The sequence below is a fragment of the Martinezella paranaensis genome, from assembly GCF_014200235.1.
Classification (GTDB): domain Bacteria; phylum Pseudomonadota; class Alphaproteobacteria; order Rhizobiales; family Rhizobiaceae; genus Rhizobium; species Rhizobium paranaense.
The window spans coordinates 156227-173865 of sequence record NZ_JACHBI010000005.1; the positions used below are offsets into that span (position 1 = coordinate 156227).

18 protein-coding genes are annotated in these 17639 nt (G+C 60.8%); 10 read left to right on the forward strand and 8 right to left on the reverse strand.

What is annotated here, in order from left to right; genetic code table 11:
* The first annotated feature begins 27 nt into the window (after positions 1-27).
* Complete coding sequence (uxuA, locus tag GGD50_RS14435) at positions 28-1230, forward strand: mannonate dehydratase (RefSeq protein WP_183938038.1); 1203 nt, start codon at positions 28-30, stop codon at positions 1228-1230.
* A 19-nt stretch (positions 1231-1249) separates the two neighbouring features.
* Here the strand turns inward: uxuA and GGD50_RS14440 are convergent, their stop codons facing one another.
* Positions 1250-1564, reverse strand: a complete 315-nt coding sequence (locus GGD50_RS14440) for a hypothetical protein (protein ID WP_246451199.1) — start codon at positions 1562-1564, stop codon at positions 1250-1252.
* 219 nt (positions 1565-1783) lie between these two features.
* Between GGD50_RS14440 and GGD50_RS14445 the strand changes: the two genes are divergently transcribed.
* Both GGD50_RS14445 and GGD50_RS14450 read left to right on the forward strand, forming a co-directional pair.
* A complete protein-coding gene (locus tag GGD50_RS14445) occupies positions 1784-2215 on the forward strand; it encodes a VOC family protein (protein ID WP_183938039.1) in 432 nt (143 codons plus the stop codon).
* Between the two features lie 173 nt (positions 2216-2388).
* Complete coding sequence (locus GGD50_RS14450; protein WP_183938041.1) at positions 2389-3054, forward strand: YiiX/YebB-like N1pC/P60 family cysteine hydrolase; 666 nt, start codon at positions 2389-2391, stop codon at positions 3052-3054.
* A 33-nt stretch (positions 3055-3087) separates the two neighbouring features.
* On the opposite strand, the gene GGD50_RS14455 is transcribed toward GGD50_RS14450, so the two are convergent.
* The 5 genes from GGD50_RS14455 to GGD50_RS14475 form a co-directional block, all read right to left on the reverse strand.
* Complete coding sequence (locus tag GGD50_RS14455; protein ID WP_183938042.1) at positions 3088-3918, reverse strand: alpha/beta hydrolase; 831 nt, start codon at positions 3916-3918, stop codon at positions 3088-3090.
* A 37-nt stretch (positions 3919-3955) separates the two neighbouring features.
* On the reverse strand, positions 3956-5203 hold the full coding sequence (gene kynU, locus GGD50_RS14460) for a kynureninase (protein ID WP_183938043.1): 1248 nt from the start codon (positions 5201-5203) through the stop codon (positions 3956-3958).
* 16 nt (positions 5204-5219) lie between these two features.
* Complete coding sequence (locus tag GGD50_RS14465; protein ID WP_183938296.1) at positions 5220-6143, reverse strand: ABC transporter permease; 924 nt, start codon at positions 6141-6143, stop codon at positions 5220-5222.
* 7 nt (positions 6144-6150) lie between these two features.
* On the reverse strand, positions 6151-6930 hold the full coding sequence (locus GGD50_RS14470) for an ABC transporter ATP-binding protein (protein ID WP_183938044.1): 780 nt from the start codon (positions 6928-6930) through the stop codon (positions 6151-6153).
* Positions 6931-7018: 88 nt separating this feature from the next.
* Entirely contained in the window at positions 7019-8005 is a 987-nt protein-coding gene (locus tag GGD50_RS14475) for an ABC transporter substrate-binding protein (RefSeq protein ID WP_183938045.1), read from the reverse strand.
* 181 nt (positions 8006-8186) lie between these two features.
* Between GGD50_RS14475 and GGD50_RS14480 the strand changes: the two genes are divergently transcribed.
* Both GGD50_RS14480 and GGD50_RS14485 read left to right on the forward strand, forming a co-directional pair.
* Positions 8187-8948, forward strand: a complete 762-nt coding sequence (locus GGD50_RS14480; RefSeq protein ID WP_183938046.1) for a GntR family transcriptional regulator — start codon at positions 8187-8189, stop codon at positions 8946-8948.
* A gap of 124 nt (positions 8949-9072) precedes the next feature.
* Complete coding sequence (locus tag GGD50_RS14485; RefSeq protein WP_183938047.1) at positions 9073-10026, forward strand: NAD-dependent epimerase/dehydratase family protein; 954 nt, start codon at positions 9073-9075, stop codon at positions 10024-10026.
* Between the two features lie 34 nt (positions 10027-10060).
* Here the strand turns inward: GGD50_RS14485 and GGD50_RS14490 are convergent, their stop codons facing one another.
* Positions 10061-11266, reverse strand: coding sequence for a TIGR03862 family flavoprotein (locus GGD50_RS14490; RefSeq protein ID WP_183938048.1), 1206 nt, complete (start codon positions 11264-11266; stop codon positions 10061-10063).
* A 239-nt stretch (positions 11267-11505) separates the two neighbouring features.
* Between GGD50_RS14490 and GGD50_RS14495 the strand changes: the two genes are divergently transcribed.
* From GGD50_RS14495 to GGD50_RS14515, 5 genes are all read left to right on the forward strand, one after another.
* Entirely contained in the window at positions 11506-12135 is a 630-nt protein-coding gene (locus GGD50_RS14495; protein ID WP_183938049.1) for a VOC family protein, read from the forward strand.
* Between the two features lie 252 nt (positions 12136-12387).
* Positions 12388-13107, forward strand: a complete 720-nt coding sequence (locus GGD50_RS14500; RefSeq protein ID WP_183938050.1) for a TetR/AcrR family transcriptional regulator — start codon at positions 12388-12390, stop codon at positions 13105-13107.
* 121 nt (positions 13108-13228) lie between these two features.
* The gene (locus GGD50_RS14505; RefSeq protein WP_183938051.1) at positions 13229-14386 is read left to right on the forward strand and encodes a Gfo/Idh/MocA family protein; all 1158 of its coding nucleotides are present in this window, start codon (positions 13229-13231) and stop codon (positions 14384-14386) included.
* Between the two features lie 13 nt (positions 14387-14399).
* The gene (locus GGD50_RS14510) at positions 14400-15575 is read left to right on the forward strand and encodes a dihydrodipicolinate synthase family protein (RefSeq protein ID WP_183938052.1); all 1176 of its coding nucleotides are present in this window, start codon (positions 14400-14402) and stop codon (positions 15573-15575) included.
* Positions 15576-15605: 30 nt separating this feature from the next.
* The gene (locus tag GGD50_RS14515) at positions 15606-16430 is read left to right on the forward strand and encodes a sugar phosphate isomerase/epimerase family protein (RefSeq protein ID WP_183938053.1); all 825 of its coding nucleotides are present in this window, start codon (positions 15606-15608) and stop codon (positions 16428-16430) included.
* An 86-nt stretch (positions 16431-16516) separates the two neighbouring features.
* On the opposite strand, the gene GGD50_RS14520 is transcribed toward GGD50_RS14515, so the two are convergent.
* Positions 16517-17623 carry a branched-chain amino acid ABC transporter substrate-binding protein gene (locus GGD50_RS14520; protein WP_183938054.1) on the reverse strand — a complete coding sequence of 369 codons (1107 nt, stop codon included), beginning with the start codon at positions 17621-17623 and terminating at the stop codon, positions 16517-16519.
* Positions 17624-17639 lie beyond the last annotated feature (16 nt).

The following is a 17639-nucleotide window of genomic DNA, read 5'->3' on the forward strand; positions in this document are numbered from 1 at the left end:
TTGACCAACAAATAAGGGAGACATGGCATGGAGAGCTGTTGGCGTTGGTTCGGGCCGAAGGATTTCGTTCCACTCGTTCACGCGCGTCAGGCCGGCGCCACGGGTATTGTCACGGCACTCCACGAAATCTCCCATTCCCGCGTGTGGACGCCCGAGGAGATCGAGGCGCGCAAGACCCTCGTGGAGGCGGCAGGCATGCGGTGGAGCGTCTGCGAATCGATCCCTGTCCCGAGCGCCATCAAGCTCGGTGGTGCCGGCGCTACTCAGGCGATCGGCGTCTGGAAGGACACGCTGGTCAATCTCGCCCGAGCCGGCATCAAGACGATCTGCTACAACTTCATGCCGGTGGTTGATTGGACGCGCACGGACCTGCGCTTCGAGATGCCGACAACGGCGCTTGCCCTGCGTTTCGACATGGTGGAGTTCGTCGCTTATGACATTTTCGTCCTACGCAGAAAAGGTGCCGAGACGAGCTATGGGCCAGAGCTTTTGCAGCGTGCCGAAGAGCGGCTGAAGGGGCTTTCGGAGGAGGCGGTTCGCCGGCTGGAGAGCAATATCATTGCCGGACTTCCGGGCGGCGAGGACAGCTACGGGCGAGAGGCGATCCGTGCCGCCATCGAATCCTTTGAGGGACTGACGGCGGAGGATCTGCAGGCGAACCTCGACAATTTTCTGCGCGAGGTCGTGCCGGTCGCCGCCGAAGTTGGAGCGCGGCTCGCCATCCATCCCGACGATCCGCCGATTTCGCTCTTCGGCCTGCCACGGGTGGTTTCGACGGCGGCGGATCTCCGCCGTATCGTCAGCAGCGTCGATCATCCCGCCAACGGCCTGACGCTATGCGTCGGCTCCCTCGGTTCGCGCGCCGACAATGATGTGCTCGCCATCGCCCGCGAATTTGCGCCGCGCATCAATTTCGCCCATCTGCGCGATGTGGCGATTGAGCCGGACGGTTCCTTTGTCGAGGCCGCCCATCTGGAGGGGCGCAGCGATATGTACGCGATCCTTCGCACGCTTCTGGCGGAGGAGGCTCGTCGCCGCGCCGATGGCCGGCCGGACCAACTGATTCCGATGCGCCCGGACCACGGGCACCTGATCGGCGACGATGTCGATAAGCCGACCAATCCCGGCTATTCGCTCATCGGGCGGCTCAAAGGCCTGGCGGAACTGCATGGCGTCATCCACGCGATTGGCAAAACCGACGAATTATCAAAGCATTGGAAGAACTTTTAGAAGTTGGGTGAAGCGGCTTTCATCGCTTTGAACTGACGGGAACAAAGACATCCCAATGTCTTTCGGAACTGCCGTCGATCGTCCTGCTGCAGGTCACGGCGACATTCGGCGCGGACAGGCCGTAGGTTTTGGGAACCCATTTGGCCGTCAACGGGACGGCGCATCTCGGCACCTGAATCTTCAGATTCGGGTCAAGCACCTCCCAATGGGTGCCGCCAGACATATTTTCGCTGGCGATGAATTGCCTCGCTTTTTCCCTTATCTCGAAAAGACCGTGTTTCACGCCGTTCGTCCTGTCGTCTTCTATACCGTGATAGCTGGTGCCGGAAGCCAAACAATTCGGCGCGGCTCCAGCCAACAGGTATAGGAAGAGAAACGGTGTTCGCCATCGGTTCATGAGCCTCTTGTCCTTGTGAGAATGCCAGGTGCGTTTGCCACAAAATGATCTATCGAAAAATCCTCATATCGCATGTCGGAAAGTTGGATCGACGACCGTCCTTGGAACAGCCCGTCCTTTTGGGCCAACCCGCAAATCCGTTCCGAGGAGACGATCATGACCGATGCAGCAGAACAAACGCAATCACAGCAGCCCAAGGTGCCGGTACTCGGCGGCCTGGTGCCTTATTTGACCGTGGGCGGCGCCGTGAAGGCGGCCGAGTTCTACAAGCGCGCCTTCGGTGCCGAACAGGCCTTCATGTATCCGGCCGACGAGCAGGACCGGACGATGCATATCCATCTCTATATCAACGGCAGTTCCTTGATGCTCTGCGACGCCTATCCGGAACATGGTCACGCGCTGGAAAAACCGCAGGCTTTTACTCTGCAATTGCTTGTCGATGACATCGATGCCTGGTGGAAACGCGCCGCCGATGCTGGCGCCGAGGTCGTCATGCCGCTTGAGGTGATGTTCTGGGGCGACCGCTGGGGCCAGCTTCGCGATCCCTTTGGCGTCATCTGGTCCATGAACGCGCCGGTTAAGAAATAAACTCTGCAGAGCAAGGCCCGGGTTCGAAGAGCGCGAACCCTGGTCTTCTCGAAGACGTGCCGCGATAGCGACCGTGAGTTTTATGATCGGCCTTCTGGGTGCCATCTTTCAGCGCAAAAGACGTTTGATAAAGACAACTTGAACGAAGTTTTTCATACGGTTCTGGAGATGGCGTGAAGAAGCTGATGGCTATTGCGATCTTGTGCGTTTGTCTTGTCGTAGGAACGCTCTATGCCATTGCGGGCGGCGATTATCCGCCGCTCAAAGACGGCGATCTGATTTTTCAGACATCGACCAGCAAGCAATCAAGCGCGATCATATTCGCCACTGGCTCCGCCTTTTCACATATGGGCATCATCAAAAACGACAATGGCGTAGTCACGGTCATCGAGGCCGCGGCAAAGGTCAAGGAAACACCGCTGAAAACCTGGGTCAATCGCGGCTTGTTGGGACGGGTAGCGATCTATCGCGATCCACGCCTCACGCCCGAAACCGCACGGCAGCTTCTGTCCCACGCCCAGGCACTCTACGGCAAACCCTACGACCTCTTTTTCTCGTTCAATAACGATGCGATTTACTGCAGCGAACTGCCCTATCTCGCGTACAAAGCTATGGGCATTGAGATTGGCAAAGTGCAGAAAATATCTGAGCTACACATCGACAACATGCTTGTCAGAAACCTGGTGCAATCACGATGGCAGCGCGACAGCGAATGTACTGGGCGCGGTTACGATTTCGATCAGTGCTATCAATACATCCTCAATCAGAACCTCGTGACACCCGTGAGCATCGCCGATGATCCGAATCTCAGGATGATCTATTCGAACTACCCGCTGTGATGGCTATGTCCAGTCCGCGTTGTCGACGTCAGCCTAATCAGAGAGCAGGGTTCGCGTCAGCGGGTGTATGGGGTCGGTTAGGCCGTCCAATATTGTGAAGTGATTTTGATCCGGCTCGACGATAGCGGCGGTTGCAGCTCCGAGGCCGGTCCAGATATTGGCAAGCAGAGCATTCTGGCGGATGAATTCGGCGCGTTCGGCGCCGCCGACCCAGCAGGTGAGGCGGACATTTTCCGCGGGCTCCAGTAGGGCCGGGCTTTCCGCCATGGCTTCGGCGGCGTCGATGCGCAGATATTCGTTCATGGCCCTCTTCATGATCGGGCGCAGGTCGTGCAGCCCGGAGATGGAGACCACATGGCGAATGCGGGCCTGGATGGAGGCCGCGAGCGGAGAGGTCGCGGTGACCATGCGGGTTGCGAGCTGGCCGCCGGCCGAATGTCCGGCGAGCATCATGGGGCCATCGACCATATCGGCGGCAGCGCCGATCGCCGCCGCAACCTCCTTGGCGATGACCGTGAGGCGATTTTCAGGACACAGCGTGTAGGAGGGGATGGCGACCGCGTAACCATTAGTGATCGGGCCGGCGGCGAGATGCGACCAATAGCTCTTGTCGAGTTCCAGCCAATAGCCGCCATGGATGAAGACCACCAATCCCTTCGGGCTCCTAGCGGGCAGGAAGAGATCGAAGCGATTGCGCTCGCCAAGCCCATAGGCGAGGTCGAGTTTGGCGCGACCGGTCGTGGCCAGGCTATCGCGGAAGGCCTGTGCTGGCTCCACCCAGGCTGCCGGCCAGCGGTCACCGCCGACCACATAGGCGTCGCTGGTATAGGCACTTTCCCAGTCGGTAATGCTGAAATAGCTCATCGCCCCATCTCCCAGCTTTGCGAGCGCCAATCCGATATCAGGTCACAGTCGACCGCACAGCGAAACGCGCATCCTTCCATGAACCGCTGCGCAGAATATCCTCCAGCACCTCCACCGCCCGCCAGACATCGCGATAGCCGACATAAAGCGGCGTAAAGCCGAAACGCAGGGTGGCGGGCGCGCGGAAATCGCCGATCACGCCGCGTTCGATCAAGGCCTGCATCACTTCGTAGCTGTTGCTGTGCATGAAGGAGACCTGGCTTCCGCGTTTTTCGCTGTCGCGCGTGGTTTCCAAGACGACGCCATGTTGGCCGCATTTGGCCTCGACCAACTGGATGAAGAGATCGGTCAGCGCGATGCTCTTCTTGCGAAGCGCGCCCATGTCAACCTCATCCCAAACGCCGAGCACGCCCTTCAGCGCCCGCAGCGACAGGATCGGCTGCGTGCCGCAGAGAAAGCGTTTGATGCCCTCGCCACCGGCAAAATTCTGCTCAAAGGCGAAGGGGCGGGCATGACCCCACCAGCCGCTGAGCGGTTGGGTGATCGCATCATGGTGACGGCGGGCGGCGTAGATAAAGGCTGGCGAGCCGGGGCCGCCATTCAAGTATTTATAGGTGCAGCCGACGGCGAAATCGGCATTGGCGCCGTCGAGATCGACCGGCAATGCGCCGGCGCTGTGGCAGAGATCCCAGATCACTAGCGCACCCGCCTCGTGGATCCGGCGCGTCAGCGCTGCCATATCGCGCAGCTCGGCACTCTTGTAGTTGACATGATTGACCAGGACGACCGCGACCTGATCGTCGATCAGGTCTTCGATGGTGTCCGCATCCCGGCCTTCGAGGCGAAGGGTAACGCCTGGCCGCGTCGAGGCCACACCTTCGGCCATGTAGAGATCGGTCGGGAAGCTGTCGCCTTCCGCGACGATGACGCTGCGGCCCGGACGCATGGCGAGCGCGGCATGCAGGGTCTTGTAAATGTTGATCGAGGTCGAGTCGGTGACCACGGTCTGCCCGGGTGCGGCGCCGATCAGCCGGCCGATGCTGTCGCCGAGGTCGAGCGGCAGATGAAACCAGCCGGCGCTGTTCCAGCTACGGATCAGACCATTGCCCCATTCTTCCGTCGCCGCCTGCTGCAATTCGGCGAAAACGTCATGCGAGGCGGCGCCGAGCGAATTGCCATCGAGGTAGATGACACCTTCGGGCAGGGCGAAGCGGCTGCGGAAGGAACGCAGCGGATCGGCCGCATCCATGGCCTCGACAGCAGCGAGATCGGGAAGGCTGGTCATGACGTCGGCTCTCACTTTATTCGCGGATGGTTTCCCGGGCTGGCGCGCCGCCGCGGCTGCGCTTGATGCTTGGCAGGGCCAGCATCAGGAGGACGAACAGGCCGGTAGCGAGCTTCAGGTTCGGCGGCGGCATGCCGGCCGCGAGGCAGAGCGAGACGAGCTGGTAATAGATGATCGAGCCGACGAAGGGCGCGAGTAACTGCCTGAGCACGGTCTGCTTGCCGGTGAAGGCCTCGCCGATCATCAGCGCCGCGAGACCGTTGATCAAAATGCCGATGCCCATATTCACATCGGCAAAGCCTTGCGATTGCACCATTAGGGCGCCGCTGGAGGCGGAAAAGGCACTGGCCAGGCCGACACCGCCGATGGTCGCAGCCCAGACATTGATGCCCTGTGCTTCGGCCATATCCGGGTTGGAGCCGACGGCGCGCATGGCCGTGCCCTTTTCCGTCTTGAAATAGAGATTGAGGGCGATCAACACGATAACAGCGAGAATGCCGGCGATGACGATCTTGCTGGCCGGAAAGCCCGGCTGGGTCAGAGGCACCCAATCGAACACCGTCGGCGAGCCGAAGACCGAAAGGTTCGATTTGCCCATGATGCCGAGATTGATGCTGTAGAGCATCGTCGACATCAAGATGCCGGCGAGCAGCGTATGGATGCGGAAGCGCAGGTGGATGAAAGCCGTGCAGCAACCGGCGGCAAGACCAACGACGAAAGCCGAGATGATCGCCAGCGGCGGTGCGATGCCCGCGGCCAAGAGGATGCCGCAGACGCAGCCGCCCAGCGGAAATGCGCCTTCGCTGGTCAGGTCCGGAAAGCTCAGCATGCGGAAGGGGACCATGATCCCCAGCACGACGAAGCTCAGGATGAAGCTCTGCGCCAGGGTGACCGGGATGAGCGAGACGAAGCTCGAAACGGTTGTCTGAATGAAATCCATCATGATGTCAGCTCACCAGCAGCATGCGGTCGGTCTTGACGGCGAAGTGGCCGATCAGTTCGGGCACTGTGATGCGCCGCTTTCCGTCGCCGGTAATTTCAAGATGCACGCGGCCGGCATCAAGCATGATGATGCTGTCACCGAAATCGACGGCGTGCTGCATGTTATGCGTGACCATCAGGGTCGTCAGCTTCAGCGCCTCGACGGTCCGCACCGTCGCCTGCATCACGATGTCGGCCGTGCGCGGATCGAGGGCGGCGGTATGCTCATCGAGCAGCAGCACGTCGGGCGAACCGCCGACCGCCATGATAAGGGATAGCGATTGACGCTGGCCGCCCGAAAGAAGCTCCACCTTGGTATCCAGCCGGTTTTCGAGGCCGAGCCCGAGAACGGCGAGGCGTTCCTTATAGGCGGCGAGACGTGCGGCATTCAGGCCGGGGCGAAATCCACGGCTCTTGCCGCGCAGCTCCGCCAGGAGCATGTTTTCGCCGACGGTCATGCTGGCGGCGGTGCCCTTCATCGGATCCTGGAACACGCGGGCGAGGCGCGCGGCGCGTTTGTGGACCGGCATGTTCGTAACGTCATTGCCATTGATGAGGATCTGACCGGAATCGAGGCTGAGAGCACCGGAAATCGCATTCAGCATGCTGCTCTTGCCAGCGCCGTTCGAACCGATGACGACGCCGAATTCGCCGCTGTTGAGGGAGAGTGTCAGGCCGTTGAGCGCGATCTTTTCGTCGGGCTGGCCTCTATAGAAAACCTTGCGCGCGGATTTGATGTCCAGCATCCGTGCCTCCCCTGTACTGTAGGGTTATGAAATGGCGGCGCTTTGAACGCCGCCATGGATCAGATTGATCCTTCGAAGATGCCGCCTATTACTTCGTGAAGCAATTGCAATCGGCAAGCGAGGCCGGAACGTCGGCCCCGAAAGCCTTCAGGACCGTCTTGTTGATCAACGGAGCATGGTCCTCATAGGCAGGACGCGACGGCGCGATGGTCTTGGGATCGCCACCCTTGAGGATCTTTGCCGCGATCCTGCCTGCGTTTTCACCGACCTGCTCATAGTTGACCGCGAAGCTTGCCGGGACGACGCCGCTGCGAACGGCTGCATCGTCGGAATTGACGATCGGGATCTGAGCTTGACGAGCGGCCGCGGCAACGGCGGTGATTGCCGGCTGCAACAGGTTCGAAGCGGGCGTGTAGATCACGTCGGCCTTGCCGGCGAGCGATGCGATGCGCTGTTGGATATCGTTGACGTTGTCGACGCCGACGGGGACCACTTCGAATCCGGCGGCCGGAGCAGCCTGCTTGACCTTTTCGATCAGGGCGGCGTCGTTGGCCTCGCCCGGATTGTAGGGCACGCCGATGCGCTTGGCATTCGGCAGCAGCTTCTTGGTGAAGGTCAAGATGGCAGCGATGTCCTGCAGGTCGCTTGCACCGGTGATGCCCTCATCGCCGGCGTCCCAGGAAGGCACGAGCTTGGCGGCGACCGGATCGGTCACGGCCGAGAATACGATCGGAATGCCGGAGCCGGCGAGCGCCTTCTTGGCGATTTGCGAGACCGGCGTCGTGATGGTGTACATCAGTTTCGGATGGTCCGACTGCAGCTTGGCGATCATCTGCGGCACCAGCGACGCATCGAAGCTGGTGTTGCTCTCGGTATAGACCACATCCTTGCCTTCGACGAAGCCATTGTCGGCCAGCGCCTTCTTGAAGCCGGCGATCGAAGCATTGAGCTGCGGATGTTCGCCGAAATTGGCGATCGCGATCTTGATCGGCTCGGCGCTTGCCGTGACGACGCTCGCCATGAACGCGCCGGCGACAACCAGCCCCGACAACCATCTGGATGTGGACTTCCTCATGATTTCCTCCCGGATTTTATAGAGAGCCTAGCTCTCTCAGCTTTGTTACCAGGGATCATAGCGGCTACGGTGTCCCTGTCAATTTGCGATATATGATATGCCCCATCAACGCGTTTGATATATAATTTGGCGTAGAGCGCGATTTATATATAATCCTACCGCGGAGACCGGGAACGACGCGATGCAGGACAAGGAACCCCTTACGAAGACGGAAGCGGCCTATTGGCTGCTGCGGCGGGATATTCTCAACACGAAGCTCCGGCCGGGTGCCGCGTTGAAGCTCAGCGCCTTGCGGGATGCCTATGGGGTCGGCTGGACTCCGCTGCGCGAAGCCTTGTCGCGGCTGGAGGCCGAAAAGCTGGTAACGGCCATCAGCAATCGCGGCTTTGCCGTCGCGCCGGTTTCCCGCACGGAGTTGGAAGACCTGATGCGGGCGCGGATGGTTGTCGAGCTGCCGCTGCTGCTGGAATCGATCGAGAAAGGCGGACCGGTCTGGGAATCCGCTGTGGTCACCGCGCATTACCGCCTCTCCCGCTGCAAGATCGTACCCGATGCCGCCTCCGAGGAGATGGCGGACGAATGGGATGAAAAGCATGCGGCGTTTCATGCCGCTCTCTTGAGTGCTGCGACATCGAGCTGGCTCCTGCGCTTTCAGAGCACGATTTCCGACCAGCTCCGCCGTCATCACCGCTTTCTCGGTCTGGCGCCAACGCAGCGCGCCGCCGCCGGCCTGACCATCGGCTACGAGACGGCGGTCGCCGCCTTGCGCGACGCGATGGCGATCGAGCATCACACGGAGCTGATGGAAGCGGCCCTCGACCGCGATATCGAGCGTGCCAGAGCGCTGATGACCGAGCACATAGGCTATACGCTGCAGGTCTATATCAAGTCCGAGGATGAGGACGGCGAGCTTGAACCGTTAAGGCTGCGCAGCGGCGCCTAGCAGCGAGAAAGTTCCTTCCCGTAGGGATGACAAGGCGACGTATGCGCCTATTCTTTGGGGGATCATTCTCTTCGTTCCAGATTCCGACATCACCCGATTTTGAAAATATCCTTGGGAGGACATCATGACGCGCGTATTGGTCATAGGAGCAACCGGCCATGTCGGCACGTATCTCGTGCCGCGGCTGGTGGAGGCCGGGCATGAGGTGGTGACGGTGAGCCGCGGCCAGGCAAAACCCTATTCGCCGAACCGGACATGGGATGCCGTCGAGCAATTGACGATGGATCGCGCGGCGATGGAAAAGGACGGCGGTTTCGGGCCGGCGATCCGGGCGCTGAAAGTCGATATCGTCATCGACATGATCTGTTTCACCCTGGAAAGCGCCAGACATCTGACTGAGGCTCTCTCCGGCCATGTCGGCCACTTCCTGCATACGGGCACGATCTGGACGCATGGCTTTCCGACCGTCGTGCCGACGCTGGAGGCGGCGCCGAAGCGTCCGTTCGGCGAATACGGAACGCAGAAAGCCGCTATTGAAAGCTATCTGCTCGGAGAAGCGCGCACAAAAGGTTTCCCTGCGACATTGATCCACCCCGGCCATATCGTCGGCCCCGGTTGGGCGCCGCTCAATCCGGCCGGCCATTTCAACCTCGCTGCGTTTTCGACGTTGGCGCGGGGTGAAACGCTCGTACTGCCGAATTTCGGCCTGGAAACGGTCCATCATGTGCATGCGGACGATGTCGCCCAGATGTTCATGGGCGCAATTGCCAATTGGCGTGCCTCGACCGGCGAGAGTTTCCATGCCGTATCGAGCGGCGCACTGACGCTCAGAGGCTATGCCGAGGCAATGTCGCGCTGGTTCGGCCATGAGCCGAAACTGGAATTTCTTCCCTATGACAAATGGGCCGAAAGCCAGACGCCGGAGGATGCGGAGGCGACATGGGAGCATATCGCCCGCAGCCCGAATTGCTCGATCGCCAAGGCCGAACGGCTTCTCGGCTATGCACCGCGCTACACTTCGCTGCAGGCTGTGCAGGAGTCGGTGACCTGGCTGATGGCGAACGGGCGGATTGGGTGACCGGCCTTCACTTCAACAGAGGCCGAAATCCTCATCACTGCAGCCAAGCCTCCATTCCTCTCGCTGCCGCGCGTCCGGTGGCGAAGCAGGCGGAGAGAAGATAACCGCCGGTTGGCGCCTCCCAATCGATCATTTCTCCGGCGACGAACACGCCGGGGAGGGCTCTTAGCATATATCCATTGTCGATGCCGCTCCAGCGAATGCCGCCGGCCGACGAGATGGCCTCCGTGATCGGCCGAGGTCTCAGGAGCGGGATTGGCAAGGCCTTGATCAGCCGCGATAGTTGCTCCGGGTCTGCCAGATTGGCAGGCGACGCGAGTTCTCGCAGTAGCGCCGTCTTGACGCCATCGATCCCCGCGCCTTTGCGCAGGCGATTGGAAAAGCTGGCTTTGACATCTTGCCGCGCCAGATCGCGCGATAGCCGTTCTACTGTCCTGCCGGGAGCGAGGTCGACTGTGAGCGCGGCTTTGCCGTTGCTCGCAAGCCGGTCGCGCAGGCTGGCGGCATGGGCATAGACGAGGCTGCCTTCGATACCGTGCCGGGAGATGACGAATTCGCCGGGAAAGGTGCCGGCATCGGACGTCGCCGTCACCGCCTTCAGCGGCTCGCCGGCGAAGCGCTCTCTAAAAACCGCGCGCCAGGCAACGTCGAAGCCGCAATTGGCGGGCTCGAAGTCGCCGATATCGACGCCCTTATCGCGAAGCCGGGTAGTCCAGGCTGCGTCCGAGCCAAGCCGGGGGTAACTCGCACCGCCGAGCGCGAGCAGGGCGGCGTCGCATTGAACGATCGTCCGTCCCTCCGGCGTCTCGAAGGCAAAGCCGCCTTCGGCAAAACCGGACCAACGATGCCGTGTCAGAACTTTTACGCCTTGCGCCTCCAGCCTGCCGAGCCAAGCGCGCAACAGCGGCGAGGCCTTCATGACCTTTGGAAAGACGCGGCCCGAGGAGCCGGTGAATGTCTCCGTGCCAAGCCCAGAGGCCCACGTCCTGATATCGTCAGGGGTGAAAGCGTCGAGCGCCGAACGCAGCCGATTGGAGCTTTGGCCAAAGCGACCGGCGAAGCGGGTGTATTCTTCCGAATGCGTGATGTTGAGGCCGGATTTCCCTGCCAGCAGAAATTTGCGCGCGACCGTCGGCATGCTGTCGTAGACGGTGACCTGATGGCCGGAGAGCGATAGCACTTCGGCCGCCATCAGGCCCGTTGGGCCGCCACCGATGATCGCGATTTGCTTTCCTGTCATGAAGCTGCCCGGTGTTGAATTGTTTTCGTTCTCTTGAGCCGAGCCGGCGTTGAAAGCAAGGTGTCTGACGCGTGTCCGATCATCAACTATGGAGTGGCTGCCTCTCTAGCCAAGGCCGCCATGCCGCCTAGATCACTGATTGGCTATCTATCAGCCGAACGATTGTTCTAAGTCATCGCTACTCGTGCAGTTTCATAATCCCCGACCTCGTCTTAAACCTCTAAACTAGGGAGCCCAGCATGAGCAACATTCAGGCACAAAGCACAACGGCGAGGGAGGCCTCGACAACACCGACGGTCGCGCTGAAGCTTGAGGTCGCCGTCCTTCCCGCCGCGGACGTCGAGCGTGCCAAACGTTTTTATGGAGACCTCGGCTGGCGGCTGGATGCAGACTTTGTTCGAAAGGATGGATCTCGCGCCGTCCAATTCACGCCTCCCGGCTCGCCATGTTCGATCCATTTGGGAGAGAAACCGGCCCTTTTTCTCGTCGTATCCGATATCGAAATGGCCCATGCCGAGCTCGCCAGACACGGCGTCGAGGTCAGCGAGATATTCCATCGCGGCGAAGGGCCGGGCCGTGTGAGCGGGACGGATCCCGAGCGCCGCAGCTACGCTTCGCTCGCCGCATTCAACGATCCGGACGGCAACACCTGGCTGCTGCAGGAGGTGACCGCGCGATTGCCCGGCCGTGTGGACACGAATGTCACGTCATTCACCTCGCCAACGGAGCTTGCGGCTGCGCTCCGACGGGCGGCGGAGGCGCATGGCGAACACGAGAGGCGAACCGGGGGCCAACGCGATGAGAATTGGCCGGACTGGTACGCCGAGTACATGGTCCGGGAACAAGCCGGCGAGGCACTACCGATGTAAGTGCGGGCTGCGAGCGGAGCTGCCGAAAATCCGCCGCTCCGCTCGCCCATGTTCCACGAAAGCATGATCGGTGACCGTCGCGGCGCTTCAAGCTTGCGCGTTAAACTCGTATTGCCATTGTCGTGGTTTTATATAACCATATAGTTACTATCGCCTTCGATTTTCGAAGGACTGTCAACTTGTGCCATGATCGAGTAATTGTCGGCGGTTAAGAGGCCGCACAGGCCTTGCCAGATGCAATCGGGGGCGGCGATGAGCGAAGCCAAAATCACAAAGGGCCGATCAAAGAGCCCGGAGGCTGAAACTGTGGTCGAGCCCACCGGTCAGCCGGCATCGGGTTCACCCACTGAGCGACCGCGCCTCAGGGATGCGGAACGCACGAGCAAGGCGATTCTGGCTGCGGCGACTAAGGAATTTGCCGAGCGCGGTTATGGCGGAGCCCGCGTCGACGCCATAGCCGAGCGCGCCAAGATCAATAAGCGCATGCTCTATCACTATTTCGGTGGCAAGGACGCGCTCTATGTCGCTGTTCTGGAAGGCAGTTACGTTGCCATCCGCTCAGCGGAGGCAAGGCTTGATCTCTCGCACCGCAGCTCTAGCGAAGGGATGCGGGAGCTTGTTGTTTTTACATGGAAATATTTTCTGGATCACCCTGAGTTTCTCGGCATTCTCAACACGGAAAACCTGCATAAGGCCCGTTTTCTGAAGCGATCGGCGCGGATTTTCGAGCTGCACTCGCCCCTGGTTTCAGAGATTTCCGGTTTGCTCGATCGTGGCGCTGCGGCCGGTGATTTCCGCCCCGGCTGCGATCCGGTCAAGATCTATATGAGCATCGCGGCCCTCGGTTCCTTTTTCCTGACAAACCGATGGACGCTGTCGACGATCTTCCGGCGGAACCTCTCCGACAAGTCGGAGATCGATGCCTGGGGCGAGCATATCGTCGACGTGATCTTCGCCTACCTCCGTCCTTAGTACCTCGCAACTCCGCCGAATCCGCGCAATTGCCGCTGCGGCTGTCGATGATGGCCGTTGACAGTGTCGCTTCGTCGTGTCAGTCATGTAACTATATAGTTATTTACGGGAGGAGTGGGATATGGTGACGAAGCCGATCGGCATCATCATGCACGGCATCACTGGCCGTATGGGCTACAATCAGCATCTCGTGCGATCGATTCTGGCGATCCGCGAGCAGGGGGGCGTGCTGCTTGCCAATGGCGACAGGTTGATGCCGGACCCGATCCTGGTCGGCCGCAACGCCGAAAAGATCGCGGACGTCGCCCGCAAGCACGGTCTTACGAAAACGACCACCGATCTCGACAGCGCCCTCGCCGATCCCCACAACACGATCTTCTTCGACGCCGGCTCGACGCAGATGCGCGTCTCGCTGCTGGAGAGGGCCATTGCGGCCGGCAAGCACGTCTATTGCGAAAAGCCGATTTCCGAGACGCTGGACGAAGCGCTTTCGGTCGCAGACTCGGCGGAGCGCCGCGGCGTCAAGAATGGCGTCGTTCAAGACAAGCTTTATCTGCCGGGTCTGCGCAAGATCGCCATGCTCCGCGACAGCGGCTTTTTCGGCAAGATCCTCTCCGTTCGCGGCGAGTTCGGCTATTGGGTCTTCGAAGGCGATTGGGGTGTAAAGGCACAGCGTCCCTCCTGGAACTACCGCAAGGCCGAGGGTGGCGGGATGATCCTCGATATGCTGCCGCACTGGCGCTATGTGCTCGACAATCTCTTCGGCGAGGTCAAAGCCGTGAGCTGCTACGGCGCGACGCATATTCCGAGCCGCGTCGATGAGAACGGCAAGACCTATGTCGCTGACGCTGACGATGCGGCCTATGCCACGTTCGAACTCGACGGCGGCGTGGTCGCGCAGATCAATTCCTCCTGGGCCGTGCGCGTCCGCCGCGACGATCTCGTCACCTTCCAGGTGGACGGAACGCATGGGTCTGCGGTCTGCGGGCTGATGCGCTGCTGGACGCAACATCGCGTCAATACGCCGAAGCCGGTCTGGAATCCGGACCAGCCGCAGCCGATCAACTTCTTCGAGACCTGGGATGAGGTGCCGGACACGCAGGCCTTCGACAATGGTTTCAAGGCGCAGTGGGAAGATTTCCTGCGCCACGTCGTTGACGATACGCCGTGGAAATTCACCTTGCGCGAGGGCGCCAAGGGCGTTCAACTCGCCGAACTCGCCCAAAAGAGCTGGGCGGAGCGCCGCTGGGTCGACGTTCCCTCGCTTTCCGCTCGCTAGGAGATATAGGATCATGACAAAGACCCTTCGTTTGCCCGGCGCCGATGGCAAGCTTACCGAATTCACGGTCGTCAATTCGCCGCTTAGCCCTCCGGAGCGCCCGGCAGGTGGCCATCGCTTCAATCGCGTCGCCTATGCCGCGGCGCATGTCGTCGTCGATCCCCTGGCCGACAACGATCCATGGCTCGACCGCAACATCGATTGGGAGCGGACGATCGCTTTCCGCGAATATCTCTGGGATCTCGGCTTTGGCGTCGCGGAAGCCATGGACACGGCGCAGCGCGGCATGGGCCTCGACTGGACCGGCGCCAAGGAGCTGATCACGCATGCACAATCGGCCGCCCGCAATCGCTCGGACTCGCTGATCGCCTACGGTGCCGGCACCGATCAACTGGCACCCGGTCCCGACGTCACCATTGATGATGTCATCCGCGCCTATGAGGAGCAGGTTGCTTTCGTGGAAAGCCAGGGCGGGCGCATCATTTTGATGGCAAGCCGCGCACTTGCCGCCGCCGCCAAAGGCCCGGACGACTATATTCGCGTCTATAACCGCATCCTCGGGCAAGTCCGGCAACCGGTGATCATCCACTGGCTCGGCTCGATGTTCGATCCGGCGCTGGCTGGCTATTGGGGCTCGTCGGACGACATGCGCGCGATGGAGACGGCGGTTGCGATCATCAACGACAACGCCGCGAAGGTCGACGGCGTCAAGATCTCGCTGCTGTCGGCGGAAAAAGAGATCGTCATGCGCCGCCGCCTCGATCCAGTGGTGAAGATGTATACCGGCGACGATTTCAACTATGCCGAACTGATCGCCGGGGATAGCCAGGGCTATTCGCATGCGCTGCTCGGCATTTTCGACGCGATTGCGCCGGCGGCGAGCGCGGCTCTCGCGAAGCTTGCCGAAAACGATCTCGACGCCTTCCACCAGATGATGGCGCCGACCGTTCCGCTCTCGCGCCACATCTTCAAGGCGCCGACACGCTTCTATAAGACCGGCGTGGTTTTCCTCGCCTATCTCAACGGCTTCCAGGACCACTTCCAGATGCTCGGCGGCCAGCAAAGCACGCGATCCATCGTGCATCTGTCGGAGCTGTTCCGTCTGGCCGATACGGCGCGTGTGCTCAGAGACCCCGATCTTGCCGTGCAGCGGATGAAGACGATCCTTGCGACGGTCGGCGTCGCTTAATCGGAAACAGGGTCTGGGAGGATCATCAGAATGGCTGTGTCCGGCCTTTCCATCAATCTTGCGACCGTGCGCCAGCAATATGATATGCGCCAGGCGGTCGAGGCCTGCTTGAAGCAGGATATCGTCGCGATCGCGCCATGGCGTGATCAGGTGCATGCGATTGGCCTGGCGGAAGCGGCAAGGATCGTTGCCGATAACAGGTTGAAGGTCACGGGATTATGCCGTGGCGGCATGTTCCCGGCGGCGGATCCGGAGGGCTTGAGGGCGGCAATCGATGACAACAGACGGGCGATCGACGAAGCGGCGGCGCTGAATGCCGATTGTCTTGTTCTCGTCGTCGGCGGTCTGCCCAAGGGTTCCAAGGATATCGTTCGCGCTCGCGAAATGGTGGCGGATGGCATTGCGGCGATCCTGCCGCATGCGCGTAGCGCCGGCATCCCATTGGCGATCGAGCCGCTGCACCCGATGTATGCCGCCGACCGTGCCTGCGTGAATACGCTCGAACAGGCGCTCGATATCTGCGATCTACTAGGCGAGGGTATCGGCGTCGCCGTCGATGTCTATCATGTCTGGTGGGACCCGAAGCTTTACGAGCAGATCGCCCGTGCCGGCGCCAATGGCCAGATCCTCGCCCACCATATCTGCGATTGGCTGGTGCCGACCAAGGACCTGCTGCTCGATCGCGGCATGATGGGCGACGGCATCATCGATCTGAAGCGCATCCGCGCCGCGATCGAGAAGGCCGGCTTTCTCGGTCCGCAGGAAGTGGAGATCTTTTCAGAAGCGAATTGGTGGAAAAGGCCCGGTGACGAGGTGCTGTCCACCTGCGTCGAGCGCTTCCACACTGTTTGCTGATAGGTATCATGGGGCCAATCAAGCTAGGCATAAAAATGCCGGGCCACGAATGGCCCGGCGAAGTTTGAAGACGTGAACCAAGCGGCTTATTCGACCGGGACGATCTTGCCGGCATCCCACTTGTAGAGCGAGAAGCTCTGCGAGGTGAGGTCGCCGGTTTCGCCGTAGGTGACCTTGCCGATGGCGGTTTGGATCGGCTCGCCGCTCTTCAGTGCGGTTGCGACGGCTTGCGCGTCGTCGGCGCTGCCAGCCTTCTCAATGCCAGCCTTCAGAACCTGCACGGCAGCGTAGGCATTCAGCGTGAAGGCTTCAGCTGGGATGTTGCGCTCCTTCAGTGCGGCTGCGGCAGTCTGGGAATCCGGGTTCTTCAGAGCGTCGGAGGCGTTGGTGAAGATCGTGCCTGCGGCGGCTTCATTGCCGATTGCCCAATATTCGGTGTTCGACAGGCCGTCGCCGCCGATGAGCTGCGCCTTGACAGAGATGTCATGCAACTGACGAGCGAGAAGACCGCCTTCCGGGTGATAGCCGCCGAAATAGACGACATCGGCGCCGGCCGACTTGAGCTTCGCCGTCAGCGCGCTGTAATCCTTTTCACCAGGAGTCAGGGAGTCGTTCAGCACTTCAGTGACGCCGCCGGCATTGAGCGTCGCCTTGAAAGCATCGGCCAGGCCTTTGCCGTAGGCGGCCTTGTCGTTGAGAATGGCGATCTTCTTGTCTTTGAAGTTCTTCAGCACGTATTTCGCGGCGACATCGGCCTGCTGGTCGTCACGGCCGCAGGTGCGCAGGATATTGGTCAGGCCACGCTTGGTGAGATCCGGCGAAGTCGCGGTCGGCGTGACCATCAGGATGCCGTTTTCGGCGAGCGCATCCGATACCGGGATGGCAACGCCCGAGGTTACCGGACCAACGACGAAACGAATGCTCTGGCCGACGAAATCGTTGGCGACGGATACGCCCTGCTTCGGATCGCCAGCATCATCGCCAAGCTTCAGGACTACTTTCTGACCGAGAATACCGCCGCTCTTGTTGATCTCATCGATGGCGGTCTGGGCGCCGTTCTTGACCTGATCGCCGTAAGCGGCCACGGGGCCGGTTAGCGGTGCGATCAGCCCGATCACGATATCCGCATGCGCAAGCGGCGCGAAGGCCAGCGAGGCGACGAACGTCACAGCCGTCAATGTCTTCAGACTCATTTTTTCTCTCCTTGGA

Excerpts from the sequence above, each read along its gene's own strand:
- GGD50_RS14475 (WP_183938045.1), bottom strand. The coding sequence starts at position 8,005 with ATGAGGAAGTCCACATCCAGATGGTTGTCGGGGCTGGTTGTCGCCGGC.
- GGD50_RS14510 (WP_183938052.1), top strand. The coding sequence starts at position 14,400 with ATGACAAAGACCCTTCGTTTGCCCGGCGCCGATGGCAAGCTTACCGAA.
- GGD50_RS14505 (WP_183938051.1), top strand. The coding sequence starts at position 13,229 with ATGGTGACGAAGCCGATCGGCATCATCATGCACGGCATCACTGGCCGT.
- GGD50_RS14520 (WP_183938054.1), bottom strand. The coding sequence starts at position 17,623 with ATGAGTCTGAAGACATTGACGGCTGTGACGTTCGTCGCCTCGCTGGCC.
- GGD50_RS14485 (WP_183938047.1), top strand. The coding sequence starts at position 9,073 with ATGACGCGCGTATTGGTCATAGGAGCAACCGGCCATGTCGGCACGTAT.
- GGD50_RS14500 (WP_183938050.1), top strand. The coding sequence starts at position 12,388 with ATGAGCGAAGCCAAAATCACAAAGGGCCGATCAAAGAGCCCGGAGGCT.
- GGD50_RS14480 (WP_183938046.1), top strand. The coding sequence starts at position 8,187 with ATGCAGGACAAGGAACCCCTTACGAAGACGGAAGCGGCCTATTGGCTG.
- GGD50_RS14495 (WP_183938049.1), top strand. The coding sequence starts at position 11,506 with ATGAGCAACATTCAGGCACAAAGCACAACGGCGAGGGAGGCCTCGACA.
- GGD50_RS14515 (WP_183938053.1), top strand. The coding sequence starts at position 15,606 with ATGGCTGTGTCCGGCCTTTCCATCAATCTTGCGACCGTGCGCCAGCAA.
- uxuA (WP_183938038.1), top strand. The coding sequence starts at position 28 with ATGGAGAGCTGTTGGCGTTGGTTCGGGCCGAAGGATTTCGTTCCACTC.
- GGD50_RS14455 (WP_183938042.1), bottom strand. The coding sequence starts at position 3,918 with ATGAGCTATTTCAGCATTACCGACTGGGAAAGTGCCTATACCAGCGAC.
- kynU (WP_183938043.1), bottom strand. The coding sequence starts at position 5,203 with ATGACCAGCCTTCCCGATCTCGCTGCTGTCGAGGCCATGGATGCGGCC.
- GGD50_RS14470 (WP_183938044.1), bottom strand. The coding sequence starts at position 6,930 with ATGCTGGACATCAAATCCGCGCGCAAGGTTTTCTATAGAGGCCAGCCC.
- GGD50_RS14490 (WP_183938048.1), bottom strand. The coding sequence starts at position 11,266 with ATGACAGGAAAGCAAATCGCGATCATCGGTGGCGGCCCAACGGGCCTG.
- GGD50_RS14445 (WP_183938039.1), top strand. The coding sequence starts at position 1,784 with ATGACCGATGCAGCAGAACAAACGCAATCACAGCAGCCCAAGGTGCCG.
- GGD50_RS14465 (WP_183938296.1), bottom strand. The coding sequence starts at position 6,143 with ATGGATTTCATTCAGACAACCGTTTCGAGCTTCGTCTCGCTCATCCCG.